At 74.4% G+C, this 25,282-nt stretch carries 26 protein-coding genes; 16 read left to right on the top strand and 10 right to left on the bottom strand.

The window, feature by feature from the left end:
• Positions 1 to 18: 18 nt before the first annotated feature.
• Complete coding sequence (locus ACGF3A_RS35045; RefSeq protein WP_393734495.1) at positions 19 to 843, bottom strand: alpha/beta fold hydrolase; 825 nt, start codon at positions 841 to 843, stop codon at positions 19 to 21.
• Positions 844 to 1,008: 165 nt separating this feature from the next.
• On the opposite strand from ACGF3A_RS35045, the gene ACGF3A_RS35040 reads away from it, so the two are divergent.
• From ACGF3A_RS35040 to ACGF3A_RS35020, 5 genes are read left to right on the top strand one after another with little or no spacing between them, the layout of a single operon-like run.
• Entirely contained in the window at positions 1,009 to 3,000 is a 1,992-nt protein-coding gene (locus ACGF3A_RS35040) for an FAD/NAD(P)-binding protein (protein ID WP_393734494.1), read from the top strand.
• Positions 2,993 to 4,486: an adenylosuccinate lyase family protein gene (locus ACGF3A_RS35035; RefSeq protein ID WP_393734493.1), complete on the top strand. Its 1,494-nt coding sequence runs from the start codon at positions 2,993 to 2,995 to the stop codon at positions 4,484 to 4,486. The genes ACGF3A_RS35040 and ACGF3A_RS35035 overlap by 8 nt, the downstream gene beginning before the upstream one ends.
• A gap of 53 nt (positions 4,487 to 4,539) precedes the next feature.
• The gene (locus ACGF3A_RS35030) at positions 4,540 to 5,583 is read left to right on the top strand and encodes a methyltransferase (protein ID WP_393734492.1); all 1,044 of its coding nucleotides are present in this window, start codon (positions 4,540 to 4,542) and stop codon (positions 5,581 to 5,583) included.
• Positions 5,580 to 6,767 carry an FAD-dependent oxidoreductase gene (locus ACGF3A_RS35025; protein WP_393734491.1) on the top strand — a complete coding sequence of 396 codons (1,188 nt, stop codon included), beginning with the start codon at positions 5,580 to 5,582 and terminating at the stop codon, positions 6,765 to 6,767. Before ACGF3A_RS35030 ends, ACGF3A_RS35025 begins: the two co-directional genes overlap by 4 nt.
• A gap of 35 nt (positions 6,768 to 6,802) precedes the next feature.
• Positions 6,803 to 7,465, top strand: coding sequence for a hypothetical protein (locus tag ACGF3A_RS35020; RefSeq protein WP_393734490.1), 663 nt, complete (start codon positions 6,803 to 6,805; stop codon positions 7,463 to 7,465).
• 21 nt (positions 7,466 to 7,486) lie between these two features.
• On the opposite strand, the gene ACGF3A_RS35015 is transcribed toward ACGF3A_RS35020, so the two are convergent.
• Entirely contained in the window at positions 7,487 to 7,828 is a 342-nt protein-coding gene (locus ACGF3A_RS35015; protein ID WP_393734489.1) for a hypothetical protein, read from the bottom strand.
• Positions 7,829 to 7,969: 141 nt separating this feature from the next.
• Here ACGF3A_RS35015 and ACGF3A_RS35010 point away from each other — a divergent pair, with 141 nt between their 5' ends.
• Entirely contained in the window at positions 7,970 to 8,434 is a 465-nt protein-coding gene (locus ACGF3A_RS35010) for a hypothetical protein (RefSeq protein ID WP_393734488.1), read from the top strand.
• Here the strand turns inward: ACGF3A_RS35010 and ACGF3A_RS35005 are convergent.
• Positions 8,431 to 9,441 carry a zinc-binding dehydrogenase gene (locus ACGF3A_RS35005; RefSeq protein ID WP_393734671.1) on the bottom strand — a complete coding sequence of 337 codons (1,011 nt, stop codon included), beginning with the start codon at positions 9,439 to 9,441 and terminating at the stop codon, positions 8,431 to 8,433. The two genes, ACGF3A_RS35010 and ACGF3A_RS35005, sit on opposite strands and share 4 nt — an antisense overlap.
• Before the next feature lie 20 nt (positions 9,442 to 9,461).
• Entirely contained in the window at positions 9,462 to 11,036 is a 1,575-nt protein-coding gene (locus tag ACGF3A_RS35000) for an AMP-binding protein (protein ID WP_393734487.1), read from the bottom strand.
• A 452-nt stretch (positions 11,037 to 11,488) separates the two neighbouring features.
• On the opposite strand from ACGF3A_RS35000, the gene ACGF3A_RS34995 reads away from it, so the two are divergent.
• The gene (locus ACGF3A_RS34995) at positions 11,489 to 12,883 is read left to right on the top strand and encodes a glutamine synthetase family protein (protein WP_393734486.1); all 1,395 of its coding nucleotides are present in this window, start codon (positions 11,489 to 11,491) and stop codon (positions 12,881 to 12,883) included.
• Here ACGF3A_RS34995 and ACGF3A_RS34990 read toward each other — a convergent pair.
• Genes ACGF3A_RS34990 through ACGF3A_RS34980 form a run of 3 tightly spaced genes read right to left on the bottom strand, consistent with a single transcriptional unit; the run spans position 12,840 to position 16,721 of the window.
• The gene (locus ACGF3A_RS34990) at positions 12,840 to 13,784 is read right to left on the bottom strand and encodes an LLM class flavin-dependent oxidoreductase (protein ID WP_393734485.1); all 945 of its coding nucleotides are present in this window, start codon (positions 13,782 to 13,784) and stop codon (positions 12,840 to 12,842) included. The two genes, ACGF3A_RS34995 and ACGF3A_RS34990, sit on opposite strands and share 44 nt — an antisense overlap.
• A 44-nt stretch (positions 13,785 to 13,828) precedes the next feature.
• Positions 13,829 to 14,557 (bottom strand): class I SAM-dependent methyltransferase, encoded by a 729-nt coding sequence (locus tag ACGF3A_RS34985; protein WP_393734484.1) that lies wholly within the window; start codon positions 14,555 to 14,557, stop codon positions 13,829 to 13,831.
• Positions 14,558 to 14,561: 4 nt separating this feature from the next.
• On the bottom strand, positions 14,562 to 16,721 hold the full coding sequence (locus tag ACGF3A_RS34980) for a chorismate-binding protein (protein ID WP_393734483.1): 2,160 nt from the start codon (positions 16,719 to 16,721) through the stop codon (positions 14,562 to 14,564).
• A 210-nt stretch (positions 16,722 to 16,931) separates the two neighbouring features.
• Here ACGF3A_RS34980 and ACGF3A_RS34975 point away from each other — a divergent pair, with 210 nt between their 5' ends.
• Positions 16,932 to 17,084: a hypothetical protein gene (locus ACGF3A_RS34975; RefSeq protein ID WP_393734482.1), complete on the top strand. Its 153-nt coding sequence runs from the start codon at positions 16,932 to 16,934 to the stop codon at positions 17,082 to 17,084.
• A 4-nt stretch (positions 17,085 to 17,088) separates the two neighbouring features.
• Here the strand turns inward: ACGF3A_RS34975 and ACGF3A_RS34970 are convergent, their stop codons facing one another.
• Complete coding sequence (locus tag ACGF3A_RS34970) at positions 17,089 to 17,916, bottom strand: helix-turn-helix domain-containing protein (protein ID WP_393734481.1); 828 nt, start codon at positions 17,914 to 17,916, stop codon at positions 17,089 to 17,091.
• A gap of 103 nt (positions 17,917 to 18,019) precedes the next feature.
• On the opposite strand from ACGF3A_RS34970, the gene ACGF3A_RS34965 reads away from it, so the two are divergent.
• Together ACGF3A_RS34965 and ACGF3A_RS34960 are read left to right on the top strand one after the other, a co-directional pair.
• On the top strand, positions 18,020 to 18,781 hold the full coding sequence (locus ACGF3A_RS34965) for an SDR family oxidoreductase (protein WP_393734480.1): 762 nt from the start codon (positions 18,020 to 18,022) through the stop codon (positions 18,779 to 18,781).
• A 20-nt stretch (positions 18,782 to 18,801) separates the two neighbouring features.
• Complete coding sequence (locus ACGF3A_RS34960; RefSeq protein ID WP_393734479.1) at positions 18,802 to 19,587, top strand: SDR family NAD(P)-dependent oxidoreductase; 786 nt, start codon at positions 18,802 to 18,804, stop codon at positions 19,585 to 19,587.
• 17 nt (positions 19,588 to 19,604) lie between these two features.
• Here the strand turns inward: ACGF3A_RS34960 and ACGF3A_RS34955 are convergent, their stop codons facing one another.
• Entirely contained in the window at positions 19,605 to 20,312 is a 708-nt protein-coding gene (locus tag ACGF3A_RS34955) for a FadR/GntR family transcriptional regulator (protein ID WP_393734478.1), read from the bottom strand.
• Positions 20,313 to 20,471: 159 nt separating this feature from the next.
• On the opposite strand from ACGF3A_RS34955, the gene ACGF3A_RS34950 reads away from it, so the two are divergent.
• A complete protein-coding gene (locus tag ACGF3A_RS34950; RefSeq protein WP_393734477.1) occupies positions 20,472 to 21,044 on the top strand; it encodes a gluconokinase in 573 nt (190 codons plus the stop codon).
• Positions 21,045 to 21,066: 22 nt separating this feature from the next.
• Complete coding sequence (locus ACGF3A_RS34945; RefSeq protein WP_393734476.1) at positions 21,067 to 22,470, top strand: GntP family permease; 1,404 nt, start codon at positions 21,067 to 21,069, stop codon at positions 22,468 to 22,470.
• A gap of 15 nt (positions 22,471 to 22,485) precedes the next feature.
• On the opposite strand, the gene ACGF3A_RS34940 is transcribed toward ACGF3A_RS34945, so the two are convergent.
• Positions 22,486 to 22,833 carry a winged helix-turn-helix transcriptional regulator gene (locus ACGF3A_RS34940; protein WP_393734475.1) on the bottom strand — a complete coding sequence of 116 codons (348 nt, stop codon included), beginning with the start codon at positions 22,831 to 22,833 and terminating at the stop codon, positions 22,486 to 22,488.
• An 87-nt stretch (positions 22,834 to 22,920) separates the two neighbouring features.
• Between ACGF3A_RS34940 and ACGF3A_RS34935 the strand changes: the two genes are divergently transcribed.
• From ACGF3A_RS34935 to ACGF3A_RS34920, 4 genes are all read left to right on the top strand, one after another.
• A complete protein-coding gene (locus ACGF3A_RS34935) occupies positions 22,921 to 24,102 on the top strand; it encodes a M20 family metallopeptidase (RefSeq protein WP_393734474.1) in 1,182 nt (393 codons plus the stop codon).
• Position 24,103: 1 nt separating this feature from the next.
• Positions 24,104 to 24,520, top strand: a complete 417-nt coding sequence (locus ACGF3A_RS34930) for a hypothetical protein (protein WP_393734473.1) — start codon at positions 24,104 to 24,106, stop codon at positions 24,518 to 24,520.
• Positions 24,521 to 24,595: 75 nt separating this feature from the next.
• Positions 24,596 to 25,006 carry a DUF2089 family protein gene (locus ACGF3A_RS34925; RefSeq protein ID WP_393734472.1) on the top strand — a complete coding sequence of 137 codons (411 nt, stop codon included), beginning with the start codon at positions 24,596 to 24,598 and terminating at the stop codon, positions 25,004 to 25,006.
• Positions 25,003 to 25,263: a hypothetical protein gene (locus ACGF3A_RS34920; protein ID WP_393734471.1), complete on the top strand. Its 261-nt coding sequence runs from the start codon at positions 25,003 to 25,005 to the stop codon at positions 25,261 to 25,263. Before ACGF3A_RS34925 ends, ACGF3A_RS34920 begins: the two co-directional genes overlap by 4 nt.
• Positions 25,264 to 25,282 lie beyond the last annotated feature (19 nt).

The raw sequence follows: 25,282 nt of genomic DNA, 5'->3' as shown, positions 1-25,282 counted from the left end.
GCCCACACGGGGCCTCCGTCACAGGGCGGCGAGGAACGTACGGACGGCCGCGGCGAACTCCGTGGGCGCCGTCGCGTGCACGGCGTGGCCCGTGTCCAGCTCCACGAGCCGGGTCCCGGGGCGCCGCTCCGCCATCCGCCGGGCGTGCTCCGCGCTCAGCACCGGGCTGCGCGCGCCGCGCACGAGCAGCGCGGGACAGGTGCCCGCGCGCCAGTCGGCCCAGTGGTCGCCGTTGAGCTGCCGCTGCGAGGCGACCATGTCGGCGGCGCGGAACGGGAGCCCCCAGCCGTCCGCGAACTCCCGCACGGAGTCCGCGACATGGCGGGCCGAGTCGCCCAGCCCCGCGAGCAGGTCGGCGCGCGTCGGCATCCGCTCGGGCCACTCCAGGCAGAACGAGAGGTCGTCCTCGATCTCGGCGCCCACGTCCTCCACGACGAGCGCGCGGACGAGGCCGGGGTGGCGGGCGGCGAGCTGGTAGGCGTTGACGCCGCCGAGCGAGTGGCCCAGGACGACGGCGTCCTCCAGGCCCAGGTGGTGCAGGAGTCCGGCCGCGTCGGCCACGTAGGCCCGCCGGGAGAAGTCCGCTTCCGGGGGCGCGCCCGGTGGCCGGTCCGAGAGGCCGTGGCCGCGCTGGTCGAGCGCCACCACCCGCCAGGCCGGGGCGAGTCGGGCCGCGAGCGGCGCGAAGGTGCGGGCCTCTCCGAAGTGTCCGTGCAGGGCGAGCAGGGGCCGTCCGGGGCCGCCGTGGTCGAGGTACGACAGGCGCAGTCCGCCGACGTCCACCGCGCCCCGGTCGGGCGTGCCCCGGGCGGGTTCGCTGGGAGGAGTCACACGGAGCAGCATGCCACCGCCCCGGTGCCCGCCGGACGTGCGGGACGGCGTGCCGTGGGGTGTACTGATCGGGTTCCCCCCTCCCCGTTCCGTGGGAGACGGCACGCCTCAGGCGCGAACGTACGTCCCCCTACGTGCGTACGTCCGCCGGGCGTCTCAGGACCAGGGAGAGCACCGATGGGCGAGAGCCAGGAGCGCAGTGTCGCCGTGGTCGGCGCCGGTCCGCGGGGACTCTCCGTCGTCGAGCGGCTGGCCGCCAACGCCGCCGTCGCGCGCGGCCGGAGACTCACGGTCCATGTGATCGACCCGTACCTCGGCGCGGGCGGCCGGGTGTGGCGCGGCACGCAGCCGCAGGAGCTGCTGATGAACACGGTGGCGTCGCAGGTCACGATGTTCACCGACCGCAGCGTGCGCTGCGCGGGCCCGATCCGCCCGGGCCCGAGCCTCTACGAGTGGGCGCGGTCGGTGGCGTGTCCCGGCGGCCCGGCGCGCGAACTGCCCGAGCGGGTACGGGCGGAGGCCGCCCGGCTCGGTCCCGACGCCTACCCGTCCCGGGCGTTCTACGGCCACTATCTCGTCTGGGTCCTGGACCACGTGCGGCGCACCGCGCCCCCCGGGGTCGCCGTGCGCGCGCACCGGTGCCGTGCGACGCGGCTGGCCGAGGCCGAGGACGCCACGCAGCTCGTCACCCTCGACGACGGCACCGAAGACGGCACCGAGCTGCGGGTCGACTGCGTGGTGCTCGCGCAGGGGCACCTCGACATGCTCCCCGCGGGCGGCGCCGAGGAGTCCGCGCTCGGCGCGCACGCGCGCGACGCCGGGCTCGGCTATCTGCCGCCCGCCAGCCCGGCCGAGGTGGACCTCGCGGGACTGGCGCCGGGCGAGCGGGTCGCGCTGCGCGGGCTGGGGCTCAACTTCTTCGACCACCTGGCCCTGTTGACGGTCGGCCGCGGCGGCGCCTTCCACCGGGAGCGCGGGGACGGGCGGCTGCGGTACCGGCCGTCGGGGCGGGAGCCGCGGCTGTACGCCGGATCGCGGCGCGGCGTCCCGTACCACGCCCGCGGCGAGAACCAGAAGGGCCCCTTCGGGCGGCACCTGCCCGTGATCCTCACCCCCGAGCGGATCGCCGCGCTGCGGGACCGCCGGCTGGCGGGGGAGCGCATCGAGTTCGCGCGGCACGTGTGGCCGCTGATCGACCGCGAGGTCGCGGGCGCCTACCTGCACGCGCTGCTCGGCCAGCGTGGCCACCCCGCGGCGGCCGAGGCGTTCCTGCGCGCGTACGCGCGGCTGCCGCTCGACGCGCCCGTGGACGAGGGGACGCTGAGCCGGTTCGGCATCGGGCGGCACGAGCGCTGGGACTGGGAGTGCGTGGCGAAGCCGTACGGCGAGCGGGTGTTCGGCGCGCCCGCCGACTACCGGAGCTGGCTGCTGGACCACCTGCGCGGCGACCTGACGGAGGCGCGGCGCGGCAATGTGCGCGGGCCGCTGAAGTCCGCGCTCGACGTGCTGCGCGACCTGCGCAACGAGGTCCGGCTCGTGGTCGACCACGCCGGGATCACCGGCGAGTCCTACCGGCGGGAGCTCCAGTCCTGGTACACGCCGCTCAACGCGTACCTCTCCATCGGGCCGCCGCCCAGCCGGATCGAGGAGCTGATCGCGCTGATCGAGGCCGGGGCCGTCGAGGTGCTCGGGCCCGGCATGACGGTCACCCCCGCGCCGGGCGGCTTCGCCGTACGGTCCGCCGCCGTGCCCGGCTCCGAGCGCCGCGTCACCGCGCTGATCGAGGCCCGGCTCCCCGAGGTGGACGTCCGCCGTACGGCCGACCCGCTCGTCCGGGACCTGCTGGAGCGCGGTGCCTGCCGCCCGTACACCATCCCGACCGGCACCGACGGCCATGTGCAGACCGGCGGCCTGGCCGTGACGCCGCGCCCGTGCCGCCTGGTGGACGCGGGCGGCGCCCCGCACCCGTACCGCTTCGCGTTCGGCGTGCCGACCGAGTCCGTCCACTGGGCCACGGCCGCCGGGATACGCCCCGGGGTGGACTCGGTGATCCTCGGCGACGCCGACGCGATCGCCCGCGAGTGCCTGTCCATGCCGGTGGGCAGACGCTTCCCGCCGGAGGGGGCGACTCTGGAGGAAACGACGGAGGAGAGGCGGGTCCATGTCTGAGCAGCACTCAGATCCCGTACGGCACGCGGCGGGAGAGCACACGGACACGGCGGCGGGGACCGACTCCGGGCTGCTCGCGCCCGTGTGGGCCGGTACGGACGCCGTGCCGGGGCTCTCCGACGAGGCGTGGATCGGCGCGATGCTGGAGGCGGAAGAGGCGCTGGCCCGGGCGCAGGCGGCGCTGGGGGTGATCCCCGACCGTTCCGCGGAGGCCGTCGCGAGGGCCGCGCGCTCGGTCCGCGTCGACGCCGTGACGCTCGCGGAGGAGTCCCGGGGCGCGGCCAACCCGGTCGTCGTCCTCGTCCGCCGCCTCACGGCCGCCGTCGCGGAGACGGAACCGGAGGCGGCGGACCATGTGCACCTGGGCTGCACCAGCCAGGACGTGCTGGACTCCGCCGCGATGCTGCTCGCGGCCCGCACCCTGGCGGGCGTCGAGCGCGAGCTGTTCCGTACGGCCGACGCGCTCGCCGCGCTCGCGCGCGAGCACCGCGCCACGCCGATGGCGGCGCGGACGCTGGGCCAGCACGCGGTGCCGACGACGTTCGGGCTGAAGGCGGCGGGCTGGCTCGACTCCGTGCTGGACGCCGCCGCGCGGGCCCGGAGCACGGCGGACGCCCTCCCGGCGCAGCTCGGCGGCGCGGCGGGGACCCTGGCCGCCTACGAGGAGTACGCGCGGGGGACGGCTGCCGAGGGGCGCGAGGCCGGGCACGGGGCTGGGCGCGGGGCCGGGCACGGCCCCGTGCTGGCCGCCCGGTTCGCCGCCGGGCTCGGGCTGCGCGAGCCGACCGTGCCCTGGCACAGCCTGCGGCTGCCGCTCTGCGACCTGGGCGGGACGCTGAGCGCCGTCACCGGGGTGCTCGGCAAGTTCGCGCTGGACGTGCAGACGCTCTCCCGTACGGAGATCGGGGAGGTCGCCGAACCGGCGGCGGAGGGGCGGGGCGCGTCCTCCGCCATGCCGCAGAAGCGGAACCCGGTGCTGGCCACGCTGATCGTCGCGGCGGCGCGGCAGGTGCCCGCGTACGCCTCGGTGCTGGCGCAGAGCATGCTGGCCGAGGACGAGCGCGCGCCGGGCGCCTGGCACGCCGAGTGGCAGCCGCTGCGCGAGGCGCTGCGGCTGGCCGCCGGGGCCGCGCACACGGCGGCGGAGCTGGCCGGGGGCCTGGAGGTCTTCCCGGCCGCGCTGCGCCGCAACCTGGACCTCACCGGCGGCGCCGTCGTCTCCGAACGGCTGAACGCCGCGCTCGCCGCGTCGCTCGGCAAGGCCCGCGCGAAGCGGCTGCTCGGCGACTGCGCCCGGCGGGCCGCGGCGGGCGACGGCACCTTCGGTGAACTGCTCGCGCGCCACGAGGAGTTGAGGGGCGGCCTGCCCGACGGCACGGACCCGCGCGCGCTGCTCGACCCCGAGGGCTATCCGGGCGCCGCGGACGAGCTGGTCGCCCGCGTGCTGGCGCGGCACGCGGAGTGCCGGGGCCGGGTGTCCGGGTGACGACCTCGTGTCGCCCCCGTATTCCGCTGACCCTTTGTCACGATAAGCGCGTTATGACACATGACTCCGAAACCACCGTGCGCGCCGTGCGGCTGCTCGCCGGGTTCCAGTACGCGCAGGCCGCGTTCGCCGTCGCCCGGCTCGGCCTCGCCGGGCACCTGATGGGCGGGCCGCTGCCCGTGCCCGAGCTGGCCCGGCGCTCCGGCACGGACCCGGTCCGGCTCCGCCAGCTCCTGCGGGTGCTCGCCGGGGAGGACGTCTTCGTCCTGCTGGACGGCGACCGGGTCGACCTGGGCCCGCTCGGCCCCGCCTTCGCCCCGGACACCGCGTCCTCGGCGTACGAACTGGCGCTGACCTGGGCGGACACCCTCTACGCCCCCTACGCCGAGCTGCACAGGACCCTGCGGGACGGCGTCCCGGCGCCGGAGCACCACTACGGCAAGCCGATGTTCGACTGGTTCGCGGACCACCCCGAGCAGGCGGCCCGGTTCAGCGCCTCGATGCGCGAGGGGCTCCGGACCGTACGCTACGGCGTCCCCACCTCCCTCGACCTGGGCGGCATCCGCAGCGTGGTCGACGTGGGCGGCGCCGACGGCACCCTGCTGGCACGGCTGGCCGGGCTGTACCCGGAGCTGACGGGGGTGGTCTTCGACCTGCCCCATGTCGTCGCCGAGGCGGGCCCGCTGCTGGCGAGCCACGGTCTGGGCGCGCGCTTCACCACCGCGGGGGGCGACTTCTTCGTCGCCGACGACCTGCCGTCCGGCGCCGACTGCTACCTCCTCAGCTACGTGCTGCACGACTGGTCCGACGTGGACGCCGAGCGCATCCTGCGCGCCGTGCGCACCGCCGGGGGCGACGGCGCCCGGCTGCGCCTCGTCGAACTGGTGCTGCCCGACTGGCCGGAGCACCCGCTGCCGCCGTTCGCCGCGACGATGGACCTCACGATGCTCGGCATGCTCGCCGCCGGTGAGCGGACCGCGCGGGACTGGGAGCGGATGCTCGCCGCCACCGGCTTCCGGCTCGACCGGGTCACACCCACATCCACCCCGCTCGCCGTGGTCGAGGCCACCGCGACGAAGGAGACGATCCGCTCATGATCCTGGTCATCGGCGGCGGGGTCGCGGGCTCGGCCGCGGCTCTCGCCCTGCACAAGGCGGGGTTCGAGGTCACCGTCCACGAGGCGCACCCGGAGTCGGGCGCGGACATCGGGGCCTTCCTCACCCTCGCCAGCAACGGCATGCACGCGCTCGCCCAGATCGGCGCCCTCGACGCGGTCAACCGCGTCGGCTTCCCCGTCACCGCCATGCGCGCCCTGGACGCCGACGGGGAGCGGGCCCCCGCCGTGCCGCTCGGGCACCCCGAACGGACCCGGACCCGCTACCGCTGCGTGCGCCGCGCCGACCTGGGCGCCGCGCTCCAGGGCGAGGTCCGCGCGCGCGGCATCCCCGTACGGCACGCCGCGCGGCTCGCCACCGTCACCGAGGAACCGGACGGCGTCACCGCCGTCTTCGCCGACGGGAGCCGCGCGTACGGCGACTACCTGGTCGGCGCCGACGGCCTGCGCTCCGCCACCCGCGCCACCCTCGACCCCGAGGCGCGTCCCCGCTACGCCGGGCAGTGCGTCTACTACGGCTACACCGACCGCGCGGCCCCGCCCGACGCCGAGCAGGAGACGCTCACCATGGTCCGGGGCAGCCGCGCGGACTTCGGCTACCTCCTCTCGCCCGGCGGCGAGACCTACTGGTTCGCGCGCGTGCGCGGGCCCGCCGCCACGCGCGAGGAGATCGCGGGGAACGCGCCGGGGGAGTGGCGGGAGCGGCTGCTGCCGCTGGTGGCGCTCGACCGTACGCCCGCCGCGGACATCGTCGCCTCCACCACGCGCGAGCTGAAGGTCACCAACGCCCTGCACCTGGCGCCCGCGATCCGCTGGCGCGGGCGGCGCACCGTGCTCATCGGCGACGCGGCGCACGCGGCGTCGCCCGCGACCGGGCAGGGCGCGTCGATGGCGCTGGAGGACGCCGTCGTCCTCGCCAAGGCCCTGCGCGAAGCGGACGGTTCCACCTCGCCGCTCGGCCACTACGAGCGGCACCGCAGGCCCCGCGTCGAACGCAACATCGCGATGAGCCACATGCGCACCGCGAGCGGCCCCCCGGAACGCCTCACCACCGGCCGCACGCCGCACCCCCAGAGCCCGCAACGCCTCCTCTCCCAACTCGACGACGAACTCCGGCACCTCCTCGACTGGCACACCCCGCTCCCGCGCGCGAACGGCACCCCCTGAGCGGTTACGCTGCCGCTGATCCGAGGGGGGACCCAATGCCGAACGCGGAGCCCGACGAGCCGTCTCCGCCGCCCATCGACTGGGCGGCCGTACGGGAGAGAAGGGACCGCCGCCGCGCACGCCGCCGCGTGATCGGCGGAGTTGCCGGGGCCGTGATGGTCGCCGCCGCTTCGGCCGGCGTCTGGTCCCTCACGGGGGACGAGGAGAAGCCGCCGGAGAAGCACACGGCCAAGATGCCGCGCGGGTTCGGCGAGTACCGGCTCGCGGGCAAGGGGGAGTCCCTCTGGGAGAGGTTCGGGAAGGAGGACAATCTCGACCCGGCCGAGAAGACCGCGCACGCGAGCTATCTGCGCGCGGACGGCAAGAAGTCCTTCGCGATCACCCTGGATCTGGACCCGGGCATCGACGTCTCGGATCCCGGGGAGGACGACGACGCCGTCTCCGCGATCCTCGGCACCTCCGTCGCCTCGGGCGAGGCGAAGAGCTACGCCCCGGGGCGTATCGGCGGCAAACTGAGGTGCGTGGAGTACGCGGTGGCGAAGACGACCAGCTCACGCTGCGTCTGGGGCAGCGAGGCCGCCACCGTCACGGCCCAGCCGGTCGTCACCTCGGGGCCGAGGCCGACCCCCGGGCGGACGGCCGCGGAGACGCGGTCCTTCCTCGCCGCACTGCGCATACGCGCGGTCCCCGCGGAGTGAGCGGCCGCGTCGCCGGTGTCGTCACTGGCGGACGAGGACCGGCACGTGGGGCGCGAACGCGTCCACCGCGGCCTGGAGACGCTCGGGGTCGAGGCGCCACAGGTTGACGGGGCGGCTGGCGAGGAAGAGGTCGTGCTCGACGTGGGGAGCGAGCAGGGACGTCTCGTCCGGCCGGAGCTTGCTGTTCATGCCTGGCAGGGGCGGCGCCCCCGCGCGGCGCCGGACCCCGACGTAGCGCATCGGCGGGCCCGCCATCCGCTGCTCCCACAGCTCCACCGAGGTGACGTCCTCCCACGGCACGAACGCCGTCTGGGCCGCGTAGCGCGCGGGCGCGCCGCCGAGCAGGACGCCCTCCCCGTCCACGCGGAAGGCGGCCAGACGCTTCCAGCCCGCGCCGGACAGGAGCTGGACGGGAGTGCGGGTGAAGCACGCCTTAGACGGCGCTCTGCGGATCAGCCATGGCCAGAGGCTAACGGGGCGGTTCGGCGCTGAGAGACTCCGGGCATGGGATCTTGGGGAACCTTGGGGCCGGCGCTCCTGTCGCTGGCCGGTGTGGTGCTCGGCGCCGGCGGATCGCTCTTCGGCCAGTACCTCGTGTCACGGGCGAGCGAGCGGCAGCTCGACGCGCAGGAGGCGGCCGCGCACCGCGCCGAACTCAAGGGCGCGGTGCTGAAGTTCCTGGGCCTCGCCGCGCAGGTGGAGAAGGCGGCACTCGCGCGCGCCCCGGACGACGACCCCGGGCTCGACCGGCTCCTCGACGAACTGTGGCTGGCCCAGGCGGAGATCGACCTCGCGGCGAGGAGCGAGCCCCTGCGCGGCGCCGCCTATCGCTACGCGGCCCGCCTCGCGGAGGCGGCGCAGGACGGGACGTCCGACGGGCCCGCGCTGCGCGGCCCGCAGGCGCGGTTCTTCGACGCGGCGTACGCCGACATGTGGCCCGGCCACCGGCGTACGGCCGACACGGTCTAGGACCGGGGTGCCTGCGGGTGCATCAGGCGGGCCCAGGCCTCGATTTCGGCGGGGCCGATGTCGGCGAAATTGGGGCAGAAGAAACTCTTGAAGCGCTGGCTCTCGCGTTCCGCCGAGAAAAGGTCCTCGAAATCCTCCAACGGGCGGACGCAGCCCAGCAGGTCCGCGATTCTCTCGTGCTCCTGGACGAGGAAGGAAAGGGCCTCGCGGAAGGTGCTGTAGGCGACCGTCTCGAAGGTGATCTCTTTTCCGATCGCGGCCCCGAGGTCGATCTCCACGGGCCCCGAGGGGCGGCTGCGGAGCACGATACGGCCGCCGGGGCGGACGACCCGGATCAATTCACCGATCACGGCGGCGCTGGGCGCGCTCTCGACCGCGAAATCGTAGGTGTCCGCCGGAACGCGGGTCAGGCAGGCGGTGGCCGCCGCGGATTTCTCCGTGCCGCGGACGTCGACCGCGTGGAATCCGTACGCCCGCAGAATGTGCGCGGTGAGCCGTGCCAGCCGGTTGCCGCCGTGGACGAGGCCGTGGTCCGGCGGCTTGATGTCCGCCTGGGCCACCGCGAGCGAGGCGCACACGGGACCGGCGTACGCGCCCTCGCGGAACGTGAGCGCCTCGGGGATGCGGTGCACCACGTGCGCGGGCACGGCCACGAACTCGCAGAACGCGCCGTGCCGCCGCACGCCCAGCAGCTCGGCGTGCGGGCAGCGCTCGGGGGCGCCCCCGGCGCAGCGCGCGCACCGCAGGCAGGGCAGCATCGGCGTCACCGCCACCCGGTCACCGACGGCGAAGCCGGTGACCTCGTCACCGAGTTCGGCGACGACGCCCGCGAACTCATGGCCCAGCACCACCGGTTCGGCGTGCCCGTCCGGGTCCGCCGCGTGGACGTCCGTACGGCACAGCCCCGCGACCATCACCTGGACGAGGATCTCGCCCGGCTCCGGCGAGGGCACCGGCATCCGCCGGAGCCGGACGGAGGGCCCCTGTCTGACGATCGCTCGCATCATCTCGGCCACGTCCGCCTCCTCTACAGGGCCCGCTGCCGCTCGGCGAGGATCCGTTCCAGCTCCCGGCGTTTGATCTTCATCGTCGCCGTCTTCGGCAGCTCCTCGGCGCGCCACTGCACCGGTTCGGCCATCGGGGGCAGACAGCCCACGGCCTCCCGCCACGCGCCCACGTCCAGCGGCACGTCGCCCCGGGTGCACACCACCGGCACGGGCGCGCCCGTCCCGTCGCGGACGATGATGACCTCGGAGAGCTGCTCCAGGCTGCCGAGCAGCCGGTCCTCGGCCTCCAGGGTGCTGCAGAAGTCGTCGATCACGTCGACCTCGCGGTCGAGGACGTGCAGACAGCCCCACCGGGTGCGGTAGCCCACGTCGCCCATGCGCCACCAGCCGCCGGGCGCCGCCATCTGCTCGTAGCGCTCCCGTTCGCCGAGGTACGTGACGAAGTGGCCCTTCGTCCGCACCTCTATGTGCCCGGGGTCGGCGGCCGAGGGCGTACGCCCGTTCCTGCTGAGGACGCGCACGGCCGTCATGCCGGTGAAGGGGAAGCCGACGCAGCGCCCGTCGGCGTGCGGCGAGCGGTAGCGGGTGAAGACGCGGCCGACGGCGGGGCCCGACTCGGTCTGGCCGTACATCTGGCCGAAGAGCGGCGCGCGCCGGGACGAGGCGCCCAGCAGCCGCCGTACGGTGCGCGGGTGCAGCGCGTCGAAGGTGCTGCTGAAGAGCCGCACCCCGGCCAGCGGGCGGCGCGGATGGTCCGCGAGGGCCTCCCAGTCCATGAACGAGTTGGGGTGCGCCTCGACGATGCCGGGCCGGAAGCGCGCGAAATGGTCGGCGATGTGCTCGGGGTCCTCGTCGGAGAGCACCACGACGGGGAAGCCGCGGCGCAGCGCGAGCGAGAGCATGCTGACCATCCGGGAGTGGACGAACGAGATGTGCAGGGCGATCGTTTCGCGTCCGGGCACCAGCGGGGCGAGGGCGCGGGCGTGCAGCTGATAGCGGGCCCGCAGGGTCACGCCCGTCTGCACCGCGAGCTTGGGGACGCCGGTCGTGCCCGAGGTGTGGGTGATGAGCGCGGGCGCCCCGGGGTCCTCGGCGACGGGCGCGACGCGCTCGGCGCCCGCGAGATCCGCGAGGCCCACGGCGCCCGGACTGCTCCCGGAGACGAGCAGCACCCGCTCGGCCTCCGCCAGCACGGCGGGCGGCAAATCCCCGTCGAGCTTGACCCGGTCGGTGACCAGCGTGGGGTTCCCGGCGCGGCGCAGCAGGGCGAGCACCGTGGGCCCGTCGAGCGCGGCGGACAGCAGCACGGGGACGGCGCCGATCCGCGCGGCGGCCAGGGCGAGGAGCGTGATGTCGAAGCCGTCCGACTTGTGCACGACGACGCGGTGCCCCGGGCGGACGCCCGTGGCCCACAGCCGGGACGCCAAGTCCGCGACGAGGTCGGCGACTTCGGCGATCGTGGCGCGGCGCCCCAGCTCGGGGGCGACGTCGAGGTCGTGGTCGAGGATCAGGACGTTGGCGGGGTGCCGGGCCGCTGCCTCGTCGAGCAGGGTCCCGAGCCGGCCGCCGCGGCTCGTGGGGCGCTGGAGCAGCATGGAATCCACGCTCCTTTTCGCGTTCTCGCGGGGCCGCGCACGGATTCGCGCTGGGCGAGCGCTGCCGTACTCCGGCCGTGGAGGGGAGGACCGCGCGGGAATTCCGGGGGCGGAATGCTCCGCCGCTTCCCGCGGTTCCGGCGGGACGCACGCGCATTCCGCCCGGCCCGCACTCGTACTGTGCCCGCCGGGTCACCGCGTCGCAACTACCGCTCTCCCCGGAGAATTTCCCGGGGAATTCCCGTGCGTACGGCTTCCGCGCGGCGCACAAATGAACCGCGGAGAGGGGCCGAACGGGTGAGGTGTCACACCGTGTATTCACCGGAGCTCACCTTCCGTATTCACCGCCGCGCGGGCCCGGGTGCACCGGTGTAGCTTGTGAAAGGGGTCAGTCCACTCACGCCACTTTCAACTCACGCCACTTCCCGTGTTTCCGTGGAAATGAGAGGCGCATGACGATCACCGCCACCCGCACCGAGCTGGACCAGCACCGGGATCACAACGCCGATGCCGCTGCCGTCGAGAGCGTCAAGGCCCGTATCGCCGAGGCCGGCGTGGAGTACGTCTACTACCAGATCGTGACCCTCACCGGCCGGGTCGTCGGCAAGGTCGTGCCCGCGCGGCACCTCCTGCGCAACATCGAGCACGGCATCCAGGCGCACCCCGGCGTCGTCGCGGACCTCCAGGCGGACGGCTCCGGCGCGATGCTGGCGGGCAGCCCCGAGCGCGGTGAGTGCGTCGTGCTGCCCGACCTCGACAGCTTCGGGGTGCTGCCCTGGGACACCAGGACCGGCTTCTTCTTCTGCCGGATGTACGAGCCCGACCACGCGCCCGGCGACGACGGCGGGCGGCCCGTCCCCATCGACGCGCGCGGCAACCTCCGCCGCGTCCACGCGAGTTTCACCGCGCGCACGGGCCTGGAGATGCGCAGCGGCATCGAGCCCGAGGTCAGCTGGGAGGTCCCGGGCCTCTCCACGGAGCATGTGCCGGGCACCCCGCACACGATGTACCACCTGGAGCACATGGAGCGGCTTCGGCCGATCTACCAGAAGGTCATCGAGTACGGCAGGGCCCTCGGCCTCGACATGATCGAGGGCAACTGCGAGGACCCGGGCCAGCTCGAACTGAACTGGATGTTCGACCACGCCGACCGCACCGCCGACCGGCTGGTCCTGCACCGGCAGATCTGCCGCCGCGTGGCGCGCGAGGCGGGGGCCACGGTCAACTTCATGCCCAAGCCCGCCGACGACAAGTTCGGCAACGGCTGCCACCACAACATCAGCCTCTGGGACGGCGAGCGGAACGTCTTCGCCGACCCCGACGTCCCCGGCCTCCACCTCACCCAGACCGGCAAGGACGCGCTCGGCGGCATCCTGACCCACGCCGCCGCCTCCACCGCCGTGATGGGGCCGACCGTCAACTCGTACAAGAGGTATCTGCACACCGGGCAGTTCGCGCCGCTGGAGATCAACTGGGGGATGGACAACAAGACCTGCGCGGTGCGGATGCCCGCCAACGGGCGGCTGGAGATCAAGTCGCCCGACTCGATGGTCAACCCCTACCTCTCGCACGCCGTGCTCCTCGCGGCCGTCGAGGACGGGCTGACGAACGGCATCGACCCGGGGCTGCCCCGCACCACCGGCACCGGCGTGCCCAGCCCCTTCGGCTCGCTGCCGACGACGCTGAAGGACGCGCTCGACCTGTTCGCCGGTGACCAGGCCGTCGCGCGCGGGCTCGGGCCCGAGCTGGCCGATCTCTTCCTGCGGCTCAAGACGCGGGAGTGGGAGCGGTTCTGCGCCTCCGTCACGGACTGGGAGCGGCGGATGTACGGAGCGGAGGGCTGCTGAGGGAGCGGCCGGACGGCGTCAGCTGGGCGGGGGCCTCGGTGAGGATGTCCTCGAACACCCGCTGGTCGGCCGCGTAGAGCGTGCCGGGCAGCGGCCAGGGCAGCACCACCTCGCCGATCCCCGCCTCCGCGTACCGCCCCGCCAGGTCCACGAAGGCGTCCACCGAGGCGAGCCAGGGGTCCTCGGTGAAGCCGGTGAGGTACGTCCGCTCCAGCTCCCCGGCGTCCCGGCCGAGTCCGTCGCAGGCGGTGCGGAGCCGGTCGAGCTGCGCCCGTACGTCCGCGAGGACGGCGTCGCCGCTCTGCCCGGCGGCCCGGCGGCGGTCCCCGAAGGTCGCCCACCCCTGGCCGTACCGCGCCGCCAGCCGGATCCCGCGCGGCCCCGTGGCCGCCACCGTGAACGGCGGCCGGGGCCGCTGCACGCAGCCCGGCCGGTTCGGCGCCTCGACGGCCGCGTAGTACGTGCCGTGGTACGTGGTCGAGGGCTCGGTGAGGAGCCGGTCGAGGAGGGGGAGGAACTCGGCGAAGCGGTCGGCCCGTTCGGCGGGGGTCCAGGGCTCCTCGCCCAGCACGGTCGTGTCGAATCCGGCGCCCCCGGCGCCGATGCCGACGGTCAGCCTGCCGCCGGACATGTCGTCCAGCGTCATCAGCTCCCGGGCGAGCGGGACGGGATGGCGGAACGTCGGCGAGGCGACCATCGTGCCCAGCCGCATCCGCGAGGTCGCCGTCGCCGCCGCGGCGAGCGTCGGCACGGTGCCGTACCAGGGCCCCTCGCGGAACTCGCGCCACGCCAGATGGTCGAAGGTGTACGCCGCGTGCGCCCCCAGCTCCTCGGCGCGGCGCCACAGCGCCCGCGCCTCGCGCCAGGGGTGAACGGGCAGGATCGCGGTGCTCAGCCGCACGGGGCCTCCTCGGTCCGGTCCTCGCTCGGAGTCAGGCGCGGGGCTCAGGCGCAGGCGAGCAGGGTGCTGCGGGGCGCCCGCCGGTACGCCTCCCAGAACGCGGCGTCCCGGTCCCCGTCCGGCGGGGGCGTACGCGCGGGCTCCCGCCGTACGTCCGTGAAGCCCGCGGCGCGCGCCGCCCGCTCGTACTCCTCGGGCTCCCACTGGTAGTACGCGAACGGGACGGGCGGCTCGGTGAGGAACTCCATCCGCATCAGCGGCGCCTCGCCGCCCTCGACGCGCTCCACCAGGCGCGCGTCGACCGCGCCGTGACCGGCGTCGAGGAACCGGCCCGCGTTGGGCACGAGCGCCAGCAGCACGCCGCCCTCGGCGAGGTTGGCGCGGATCCGCTCGAACATGACGCGCAGCGCGTCGCGCGTCGGCGCGTAGTTGAAGAGGTAGCTCGCGGTGGCCACGCGGAACCGGCCCAGCACGGGCAGTTCGGCCGCGTCGCCGACGTGGTACTCGATGCCCAGCGGCTCCCGGGCCTCCTTGTCGCGGGCGAGGCGGACCATCTCCGCCGAGATGTCGACGCCCACCACGGGCGCCGTGCCGCGCGCGGCGAGCAGCCGGGTGATGTCGCCGTGCCCGCAGGCCACGTCGAGCGCCGCGGAGCCCGGCCCGATGCCGTGCGCCTCCAGCGCGGCGAGCAGCGTGTACCTGTCGGCGGCGCAGAACGCCGAGGTCTCCTTCATCTCCGCGTAGAGCGGGCCGATGCGGTCGTACTGCTCCATGGGTTCACTCCCGTTCGTCGGCCTGCTCCGGCGTCCCGTACGGGCCGTCGGGCGGCAGGGCCTGGAGGGTGGCGGCGGCCTTGAGGACCATCTCGGCGAACTCGTCGTCGGGGTCCGAGTCGAGGAGGATCGCGCCGCCCGCGCCGACCGTGAGGACGCCGCCCTGGACGACGGCCGTACGGATCACGATGCTCAGGTCGGCGGGGCCCGAGGCGGAGAAGTAGCCCAGCGCGCCCGAGTAGACGCCGCGCGGGCGCTGTTCGAGCCCGTCCAGGATCTCCAGGGAGCGCAGCTTGGGGGCGCCCGTCATGGAGCCGCCGGGGAAGCACGCCCGTACGCAGCCGACAGCGCCGACCTCGGGGCGCAGCCTGCCGCGGATGGTGGAGACGAGCTGGTGCACCGTCGCGTAGCTCTCGGTGGAGAGGAAGGCGGGGACCTCCACCGAGCCGATCTCGCAGACCTGCCCGAGGTCGTTGCGGAGCAGGTCGGCGATCATCAGGTTCTCGGCGCGGGTCTTGGGGTCCGCGCTCAGCGAGGCCGCCAGCTCCGCGTCCCGCGCGGGGTCGTCGTCGCGCGGCGCCGTGCCCTTGATGGGCTTGCTCTCCACCACGCCGTCCCGGTCCACCCGTACGAAGCACTCCGGGGACGAGCTGAGCACCCAGGTCGGGCCGAAGCGCAGGAGCGCCCCGTACGGCGCGGGGTTGAGGGCGCGCAGCCGCAGGAAGTACGCCAGCGGGTCGGCCGGTGCCGGGAGGGTCGCGGAGTCGGTGAGGCACAGCTCGTAGCTCTCGCCCGCGTGCAACTCCCGCTGGCAGACGGCGATGTCGGCGAGGTAGGTGGCCTCGGGACGGTTCAGCGTCTCGGCGGCGAGCCGCGCCGTGTCCCCGGCCTCCGGCCGCTCGGGCGCGACGCCGCGGGCCTCCCGGCCCTCCTTGCGGGGAAGTTCGCTGAGCGCCTTGACGGTGGTGGCGAGCCACGCGTCCGTCTCCTGCGGCTCGCCGGGCGCGTCCGTACGGCACAGGGCCACCGCGTACGTACGCCCGAGCGCGTGGTCGATCGCGAGGAAGCGGTCGCAGAAGAGCAGTTGGGCGTCGGGGGCGGTCGCGCGGTGGGTGTGCGGGGAGCCGCAGTCGGCGCGGAGCTCGTAGCCGAGGTAGCCGACGTAGCCGCCGGTGAAGTCGAAGGGCAGCTCGGGCCCCGGCGGCGGGCACGGGGTCCGCTCGCGCAGCCGTTGCTCCAGCACGTCGAAGACGGTGCCGGGGACCGTGGTGCGGGTGGTGTCGCCGTGCTGCACCGTCACCTGGCCGTCGCCCACCCGGTACTCCAGCAGCTCGCCGAGCGGCCCGGAGGTGTCCCCGAGGAACGAGAACCGGGACAGCCCCTCCTCGACGTGCGCGCTGTCCAGCCAGAAGGCGGGGTCGCTGTGCTGGTGCAGCGCCATGAAGGCGGCCTCGGCGTCCACCTCGTACGGCAGGACGGTGTGCCGCACCTCCAGCGGCGCCGCGCGTTCCGCCGCGGGGCGGGAGGGGGCGGGCGGAGCGGCGGCGGGACGCGGGGAGCGGGCGGCGGCCCGGGCCCCGTGCGGGGTGGCGAGGGCGAGCGCGCGGAAGTTCCGTACGAGCGGGCCGCCCTGCTCGGAGGCCACCGACTCCGGGTGGAACTGCACGCCCCACCACGGCCGGGACCGGTGCGCGACGGCCATCACCACCCCGTCCTCGGCCCGCGCCGTCACCCGCAGCTCCTCCGGCAGCGGCTCCGGCAGGCACAGCGAGTGGTAACGCACGGCGGTGAACGAGCGGGGGATGCCGTGGAAGAGCGGGTCGCCGTCGTGGGTGACCGTCGTCAGATGGCCGTGCCGGGGGCGCGGCGCGCCGGTGACGCGCCCGCCCGCCGCCGTACCGAGCCCCTGGTGGCCCAGGCAGACCCCGAGCACGGGGATCCGGCCGTGCCGGAAGACGTCCCCCGAGCGCCCGAAGTCCCGCTCCTCGTCCGGCCGTCCGGGCCCGGGGGAGATCACGGCGGCGTCGTAGGCGTCGAGGTCGAGCCGTTCCCACGCCGGGTCGTCGTGCGTGAGGACCTCGGGCTCCGCGCCGTACTCGGCGGCGAGGAGCTGGAAGAGGTTGTACGTGTACGAGTCGTAGTTGTCGACGAGGAGGACTCTCAAGGGGGCCTCCGGCCTCCGGGGCAGCACGGGCAACGCCCTCATTCATTGCGACCGGGGTACACCGGTGAAACGTTCCTCGCTCGAACGAGTGACCGTAATTCCCGCGAGAATTTACCCGGAACCCGCGTAATGCCTCGCGCTTCCTCCCCCTCTCTGAGGCACGGGCCGCCATGCCGGATGGCGGCCGGGACTTGCGGGAGGACGCCCACCATGAACGGTCGGCTGGACCAGAGCACCGTGCTGCTGCTGCTCGCGGGCGGCGGCGCGACGTATGTCGCCTTCAGACACCCCTCGTTCGGCACGGCGCTGCTCGTCGGCGTCGGCGTGGTGACACTGCTGCACCTGCTGATGAGGGACCGGTGAGCCGCTACGGGGTCGCGGGCGTCGCCGCGAGGGTGCCGAGGAGGGCGAGGGCCTCGCTGCTGGGGGAGGCGGGTTCGGCGTGGTAGACGACCAGCTCCTGGCCGGGGGCCGAGCGGACGTCGAAGGTCTGCATGGTCAGGGTCAGCGGGCCCACGGCGTGGTGGTCGAAGCGCTTGTGGGCCAGGGCCTTGCCGCGGGCGTCCTGGCGGCGCCACAGCTCGGCGAACTCCGCGCTCTGGTCGAGGAGCTGGGCGAGCACCCGGCGTACGCGCGGATCGTCGGGCGCCTTGCCGTGGCCGAGCCGGAACCCGGCGACGGAGTTGCGCGCGACCTCGTGCCAGTCCGCGTAGAAGGTACGGGCCGCCGGGTCGGTGAACACGACGTGCATGAGGTTGCGCGAGTGCGTCCAGTCGTGGAAGAGCGCGTCGGCGAGGGTGTTCGAGGCGAGGACGTCGTAGGCGCGGTTGTACACGATGGCGGGGTTGCCGGGCCAGGCGTCCATGAGGGCCAACAGGCTCGGGTCGACCCGGTCGGGCACGCCCGCCGAGCGGGCCCGCGGGCTCAGCCCGGCCAGCCGGAAGAGATGCGCGCGGCCGTCCTCGTCGAGGCGCAGCGCGACGGCGAGCGCGTCGACGACCTGCGCCGAGGGCGTGCGCTCCCTGCCCTGCTCCAGCCGCACGTAGTAGTCGACGCTGACGCCCGCCAGCAGGGCGACCTCCTCGCGGCGCAGGCCCGGAACCCGCCGGGGCCCGTACGAGGGGAGGTCCACCTCGGCCGGGGTGACCTGGGCGCGGCGCGCGCTGAGATGGGCGCCGAGATCGGAACGTGCCATACGGCCCAGGCTAGCCCCGGCGCCGCGGCGGAACGTGGGTGCGCTGCACCCAGGAAGAGTCCGCCCTCCCGCCGCACCCGGCCCGGCGCCCAGGCTCGGAGCCATGACAACACAGCAGGCAGAAGCCATGGGGCCCAAGGTCGTCCTCGTCACCGGCGCCAGCAGCGGGATCGGGGAGGCCGCCGCCGAACGCCTCGTCGCGGACGGGCACCGGGTGGTCGCCGGGGCCCGCCGCACCGACCGGCTCGACGCGCTCGCCGAGCGCCTCGCGCCGGTGGCCGCGCGCAGCGGCGGCGGCCTGGACCCCGTAGGGCTGGACGTGACCGATCCGGCCGCCGTACGCGCGTACGTCGAGGGCGCCCGCGAGCGGTACGGCCGCGTGGACGCCCTGGTGAGCAACGCCGGGGTGATGCCCCTGTCCCGGCTGGACTCCCTGCTCGTCGACGAGTGGGACCGGATGATCGACGTGAACGTCCGCGGCCTGCTGCACGGGATCGCCGCGGCCCTGCCCGTCTTCACGGCGCAGGGCGGGGGCCACTTCGTGACGGTCGCGAGCGTCGGCGCCCACGAGGTCGTGCCGACGGGCGCCGTGTACTGCGCGACGAAGTTCGCCGCCTGGGCGATCACCGAGGGGCTGCGCCAGGAGTGCGACCCGTCGGTCCGCGTCACGACCCTCTCGCCCGGCGTCGTCACCTCGGAGCTCGCCGACAGCATCACCGAACCCGGCGCCGCCGAGGCCATGCGGAGCTTCCGCGCGCACCAGATCGGGCCCCGCGCGATCGCCGACGCGCTCGCGTACGCCCTCGCGCAGCCGTCCGACGTCGACGTCAACGAGATCGTCGTCCGCCCGGCCCGCCAGCGCTGATCCACGAATCGGAGGACACCATGAGCAGGAGCAGCACCCCGCAGCACCCCGTCCCGCCCGCCGCCTGGGACCTGACCGGGCGCGTCGCCGTCGTCACCGGTGCGGCGCGCGGCATCGGCCGCGCCACCGCCGAGCTGCTGCGCGCCCGCGGCGCCCGGCTGGTCGTCACCGACCGCTCGGAGGGCGTGGAGACGTGGGCCGCCGGCTCCCCGGACGAGGTGGCCGCGCTCGTCGGGGACGTCGCCGACGAGGAGGTCGCCCGCGCGACCATGGCCCTGGCCACCGAGCGCTTCGGCCGCCTGGACATCCTCGTCAACAACGCCGGGCGCACCCTCAACAAGCCCGTCACGGAGACCACCGCCGAGGACTTCGACGGCATCCTCCGCGTCAACGCGCGCGGCAACTTCGTCCAGGCGCGCGAGGCGTTCCGCGTCATGGAGGCGGGCGGCGGGGGCGCGATCGTCTCCGTCGCCTCGGTCTCGTCCGTCGTCGCCTTCGCGACGCAGACGGCCTACGCGGCGTCGAAGGGCGCGCTGGCCCAGCTCACCCGCGTACTGGCGATCGAGGGCGGGTCCAAGGGCATCCGCTCGAACGCCGTGCTCCCCGGCGTGATCGACACGGACATCATGGAGGGCGTCGTCGAGAACGGGCGCGAGATGCTCGCCTCGTTCGGGCCCGCGCACCCGCTGGGCCGGATCGGCGGTCCCGAAGAGGTCGCCGAGGCCGTCGCGTTCCTCGCCTCCGACGCGTCGTCCTTCGTCACGGGCGCGCTCCTGGCGGTCGACGGGGGCTGGACGGCGCAGTGACGGTCAGCCCCTCGTGATCACGGTGCCAGGACGTCCAGCTCGCGCAGGGCGTCCTCGGTGATCGTGCGCATCGTGGCCTCGGCGCGGGGGCCGTCCCCCTCACGGATGGCCTCGGCCACCCGTACGTGCAGGGAGACGGCCTCCTGGCGGGGGTCGCTGAACATGACCTCGTGCTCCGTACGCCCCGTCAGCACCGCGGCCACCACGTCGCCGAGCCGCGCGAACATCTCGTTCCCCGAGGCGCGCAGGACCGCGTGGTGGAAGCCGATGTCGTGCACGAGGTAGTTCTCCAGCTGCTGGCCCCGTGACGTGGCCACCATGCCGAGGGCGTGCTCGGTGATGCGCGCGCCGTCCCCGGCGTCCCCCCGCTCGGCCGCGAGGCGTGCGGCCACCGGCTCGACGGCGGAGCGCAGCACGGTCAGCGAGCGGAGCTGCCGGGGGCGGTCGGTCCCGGCCAGGCGCCAGGTGATGACCTGCGGGTCGTACACGTTCCACTCGGTGACGGGCAGCACCGTCACCCCGACCCGGCGCCGGACCTCCACCAGGCGCATCGACTCCAGGACGCGCACGGCCTCCCGGACGACGGTGCGCGAGACCTCGTACCGCTCGGCGAGCTCGTCGGCGCGCAGCACGGTGCCGGGCGGATGGACCCCCGAGGTGATCGCCGGGCCGAGCGCGGCGAGCAGCCGCGCGTGCAGACCGCTGCCGGTCCCCTCGCTGGTCAATGGGTCTCCCGATGTCGTTCCCGCCCCTGGGAGCCCAGCCTACGTGGTGAGCGTCGCACTCTTTAAGTATGACTTTTTGATGTCCTTCTCTTGAATACGTGTGACCTATCGGGTTGAGTGTGCTCGGCGCCGAGGTCGATGAGGACAGCGAGGTTGTAGATGAGTGCCAGTGCCGCCAGTGCCGCCCCCGCCGCCACGCGCGTCGTGGTCGTGATGGGCGTGGCCGGGACGGGCAAGTCCACCGTGGGTGAACTGCTCGCCGAAGCTCTGGACGTGCCGTACGCCGAGGCCGACGCGTTCCACTCGCCCGCGAACATCGCCAAGATGTCCGCCGGGACCCCGCTGGACGACACCGACCGCGGACCCTGGCTCGACGCCATCGGGGCCTGGGCGCACTCCCGGGAGGGGCGCGGCGGAGTGGTGAGCTGCTCGGCGCTCAAACGGGTCTACCGCGACCGGCTGCGCGCCGCCGCGCCCGGCCTCTTCTTCCTCCACCTCACCGGCGACCGCGCCCTGATCGCGGACCGGATGGCCGCGCGTGAGGGCCACTTCATGCCGACCGCGCTCCAGGACTCGCAGTTCGCCACGCTGGAGCCGCTCCAGCCGGACGAGGACGGCGCCGCCGTCTCCGTCGCGCGCGAACCGGCCGCCGTCGTGGAGCGGGCGCTCGCCGCGCTCCCCGATTCCCGCTCCACCCCCACCCCCGTCCCCACCCCACTCCCCACCCCGTAGAGCCGCACAGTAGGGAACAGCCGTGCTTCATCTCAGTGCCGAGATGCTGGCCGCAGGACCGGACAAGGTCGATCCGATCACCTCGGCGGGCAGCGCCCAGCTGGGGATCGCCGTCCTCGTCGGGATCGCGGTCCTCGTCCTCCTCATCACCAAGTTCAAGCTGCACGCCTTCCTGGCGCTGACGCTCGGCTCCCTGGTGCTGGGCGCCGTGGCCGCGGCCCCGCTCGACAAGGTGATCGAGAGCTTCTCCGCCGGGCTCGGCGACACGGTCTCCGGCGTCGGCGTCCTCATCGCCCTCGGCGCGATCCTCGGCAAGCTGCTCGCCGACTCGGGCGGCGCCGACCAGATCGTCGACACCATCCTCGCCAGGGCCAGCAACCGCACGATGCCCTGGGCGATGGCCCTGATCGCGGGCATCATCGGGCTGCCGCTCTTCTTCGAGGTCGGCATCGTGCTGCTGATCCCCGTGGTGCTGCTGGTCGCCAAGCGCGGCAACTTCTCGCTGATGCGGATCGGCATCCCCGCGCTCGCGGGCCTCTCCGTCATGCACGGCCTCGTGCCCCCGCACCCCGGGCCGCTCGCCGCGATCGACTCGATCGGCGCCAACCTCGGCGTCACCCTCGCCTTCGGCGTCCTCGTCGGCATCCCCACGCTGATCGTCGCCGGGCCCCTCTTCGGCAGGCTCGCCGGGCGCTGGGTGGACACCGTGCCGCCCGAGGGGCTCATTCCGCAGCGCCCCTCCGAGGACCTGGAGAAGCGCCCGAGCTTCGGCGCGACGCTCGCCACGGTGCTGCTGCCGGTCGTGCTGATGCTGGCCAAGGCCCTCTCGGACATCGTCATCGACGACCCGGACAACACGGTTCAGCGCGCCCTGGACGTCGTCGGCGCGCCGATGATCGCGCTGCTCGCGGCCGTCCTCGTCGGGATGTTCACCCTTGGCCGCGCCGCGGGCTTCGGCCGGGACCGCCTCGGGAAGACGGTCGAGAAGTCGCTGATGCCGATCGCGGGCATCCTCCTGATCGTCGGCGCGGGCGGCGGCTTCAAGCAGACGCTGATCGACATCGGCGTCGGCGAGATGATCCTCGACTTCTCCAAGGACTGGTCGATCCCGACGCTGCTCCTCGCCTGGCTGATCGCGGTCGCGATCCGCCTCGCGACCGGCTCGGCGACGGTGGCCACGATCTCCGCCGCGGGCCTGGTCGCCCCGCTCGCCGCCGACATGAGCACCAGCGAGTCGGCCCTGCTGGTCCTCGCCGTCGGCGCCGGGTCCCTCTTCTTCAGCCATGTCAACGACGCGGGATTCTGGCTGGTGAAGGAGTACTTCGGGATGAACGTCGGCCAGACCGTGAAGACCTGGTCGGTCATGGAGACGATCATCTCCGTGGTCTCGCTGCTCTTCCTGCTGCTGCTCTCGCTGGTGGTCTGACACCGCCGGGTGCCCTCAGCCCTGCGGGCCCTCCTCCAGCGCCGCCGCCCAGTGGGCGGACCAGTCGGCCAGGGGGAGCAGGGCCTCGCAGGCGCGCAGGCCGAGCGGGGTGAGCGCGTAGCGGGAGTCGGGCTGCTGGGCGACGAGGGCCGCGTCGATGAGTTCGAGCAGCCGCTGCCGCAGCACGCTGGACGAGGCGTTGTCGCACTGCTGCTGGAGGGCCCGGAAGCCGAGCGGCCCGTCGCGCAGCTCCCACAGGATCCGCAGGCTCCACCGGCGGCCGAAGAGGTCGAGCGCCGCCATCAGGGGGCGGCCGGTGTCCGAACCGCGTACCGGCGCTCCCGGCCGGGGTGCCCGCGTCATGCGCCGTCCTCCGGTCGTTCCGTCCGTCCGCTTCGGATTCCGAAGAACCTAGCATCCGAGGGGGAACGGGCAGGAAAGGGGAGACGGATGGACGACGGTCCGGAGTCGGTGACCGCGCTCGCGCGGGAGCTCGTACGGCGCCCGAGCCGCGGAGGCATCGACGACTACGGGCCGGTGCTCGCCGTGCTGGAGGAGTGGCTCACGGGCGCGGGGCTGCCGCACCGCCGCCTGTACGACGGCGAGGACGGCGGCGGTGCCCTGGTCGGTCTTGTCGTGGAGGTGGCGGGCGGGCTGCCGGGGCCCTGGTGGGTGCTGGACGCGTGCGTGGACACCGCCGGGTTCGGGGACGAGGACGCGTGGAGCTTCCCGCCCACCGCCGGGGACGTGGTGGACGGCTGGCTGCGCGGACGGGGCAGCGCGGACTCGAAGCTGGCGGCGGCCCTGTTCTGCCATCTCGCCGCCGGGGTACGGCCGTTCGCCGGTGAGCTGCGCGGCGGTCTCGCGGTGCTGCTGGACGCCGACGAGCACACCGGCGCCTTCGGCGGCGCCCGCGCCTACCTCGCCGACCCCCGTACGCCCCGGCCGGCGGGGGTGATGATCGGCTACCCGGGCCCGGACCATGTCGTCGTCGGCGGCCGGGGCCTGTGGCGCGCCCGCCTCGTGGTGCACGCCACCGCCGGGCACTCGGGCGCGCGCCGTCCCGCGCTCGGCGCGGTCTCCCGCGCGGCCCGGCTCGTCCAACTCCTGGATGCGGCGCCGCTGCCGGACGTCCGCGAGGGCGACGGGTTCCCGCTGCCGCCCCGGCTCACGGTCACCGCCGTCCAGGGCGGCGAGGGCTTCTCCGTGACCCCCGACCGGTGCGAGCTGAACGTCGACGTCCGCACCACTCCGTCCTTCGGCGCCGACCGGGCCGAGACGCTCGTACGGGGCGCCGCCGCCGACGTCGACGCCGAACTGCCCGGGCCCCGCCCGACCGACGTCCATCCCGAGGCCAGCTGGCCCCCCTTCCAGTTGGCCGAGGGCGAAGAGCCCGCCGCCGCGCTCCTCGCCGCCGCCCGGGAGGCCGGGCTCGCGCCCCGCTGCAAGACGGCAGGCCCCTCCAACATCGGCAACCTCCTCGCGGGCGAGGGCATCCCCGCCACCGCCGGTTTCGGCGTACGCCACGAGGGCGTCCACGCCGCCGACGAACGCGCCTGCCTCGCCGACCTCCCCCGCGTCCACGCCGCCTACCGCCGGGCCGTGCTGCGCCTGATGGCGGGGGACCGCTGAGGTGGCGACGGCCCGTGTCGAGCCCGCCGCACGGCCCACGGCGACCGGGCATCCCGCGGTCCGCGTACGCACGCGCGCCGGGACCGCCGTCGCGTGCTGGCGCGGCGATCCGGCGGAGGCCGGGGGCGAGCGGCACATCGAGTGGAGCGTGGACGAGGACCTGGCCTGGGGCCGCAACGCCCGACGCGCCCCCGCCGACGCCCCCGCCGACGCTCCCGTCCTCGCGCGGGACGGCGACCGGACCGTCTTCCGGGGCCGCCTGCGCCTGACGCCCGACGGCGCCGCCGTGCTGGAGGTGGACGACGCGCGGCTCGTCTTCGACCTCGCCGGTCCGCCGCCTCCGGCGGACGCCGAGGGCGCGTGGGTCGAGGTCAGGGTGGCGTGGGACGCCGTCGGAGTGTGGCCGTACGCCGTCTGAAGACGGGCACCTGAAAGCCGGTCCTTGAGAATCTCAAACTCTGTGAGTTGACTCCTTAAAAATCTCAAGCTAGAAATGAAGCATGAGAAGGTCGCCGAGAGTAGGGAGCCGACGGTGGAGTGGCAGGACCTGACGGACCTGACGCGCGGCCGGCCGTTCGTGGTCGAGCGGGTCCGCCTTGAGGAGAGCGGTGTCGCGATCGAGGGGGAGTTCGAGCCGCCGCAGTTGGCTCAGCTGGGCATCGACGACCAGGTGTTCGTCGCCGCGTTCGTCAGGGCGCACGGCTCCATCAAGGAGATGGAGCGGGTCTTCGGGGTGAGTTACCCGACGGTGAAGTCCCGGCTGAAGCGGATCGCCGAGCAGCTCGACTTCGTCGACGTCGACCCGGCGCCCGCCGACGCCGCCGACACGGCCGACGTCATCGCCCGCCTGCGCCAGGGGGAGATCAGCACCGAGGACGCCCTGGCCGAGCTGGAGGGGCGATGATCCCGCAGCTGGTGACGGTGCGCGTGCACCGGTCCAGCGGGCGCCGGGTGCGGCTGTACGTACCCGTCGTGCCGGTGGCCCTGCTGCTGTCGCCGCTGCTGGTGCTCGCCGTGCTGGGCGGATGCGTCGCGTGCCTCAGATTCCGCATCAGCCCCGTGGGCGCGCTGCGCGGGACCGCGCGGGTGCTGTGGGCGCTGCCCGGCACCCGGTTCGAGCTGGCGCAGGGCCGTTCGGCCGCGCTGGTCAGCGTCAGATGACTTGAGAGAAGCAGGAGCA

Source organism: Streptomyces sp. NPDC048172 (assembly GCF_043202595.1).
In the GTDB taxonomy this organism is placed as follows: domain Bacteria; phylum Actinomycetota; class Actinomycetes; order Streptomycetales; family Streptomycetaceae; genus Streptomyces.
This window is presented reverse-complemented; position numbering and strand designations above follow the sequence as displayed.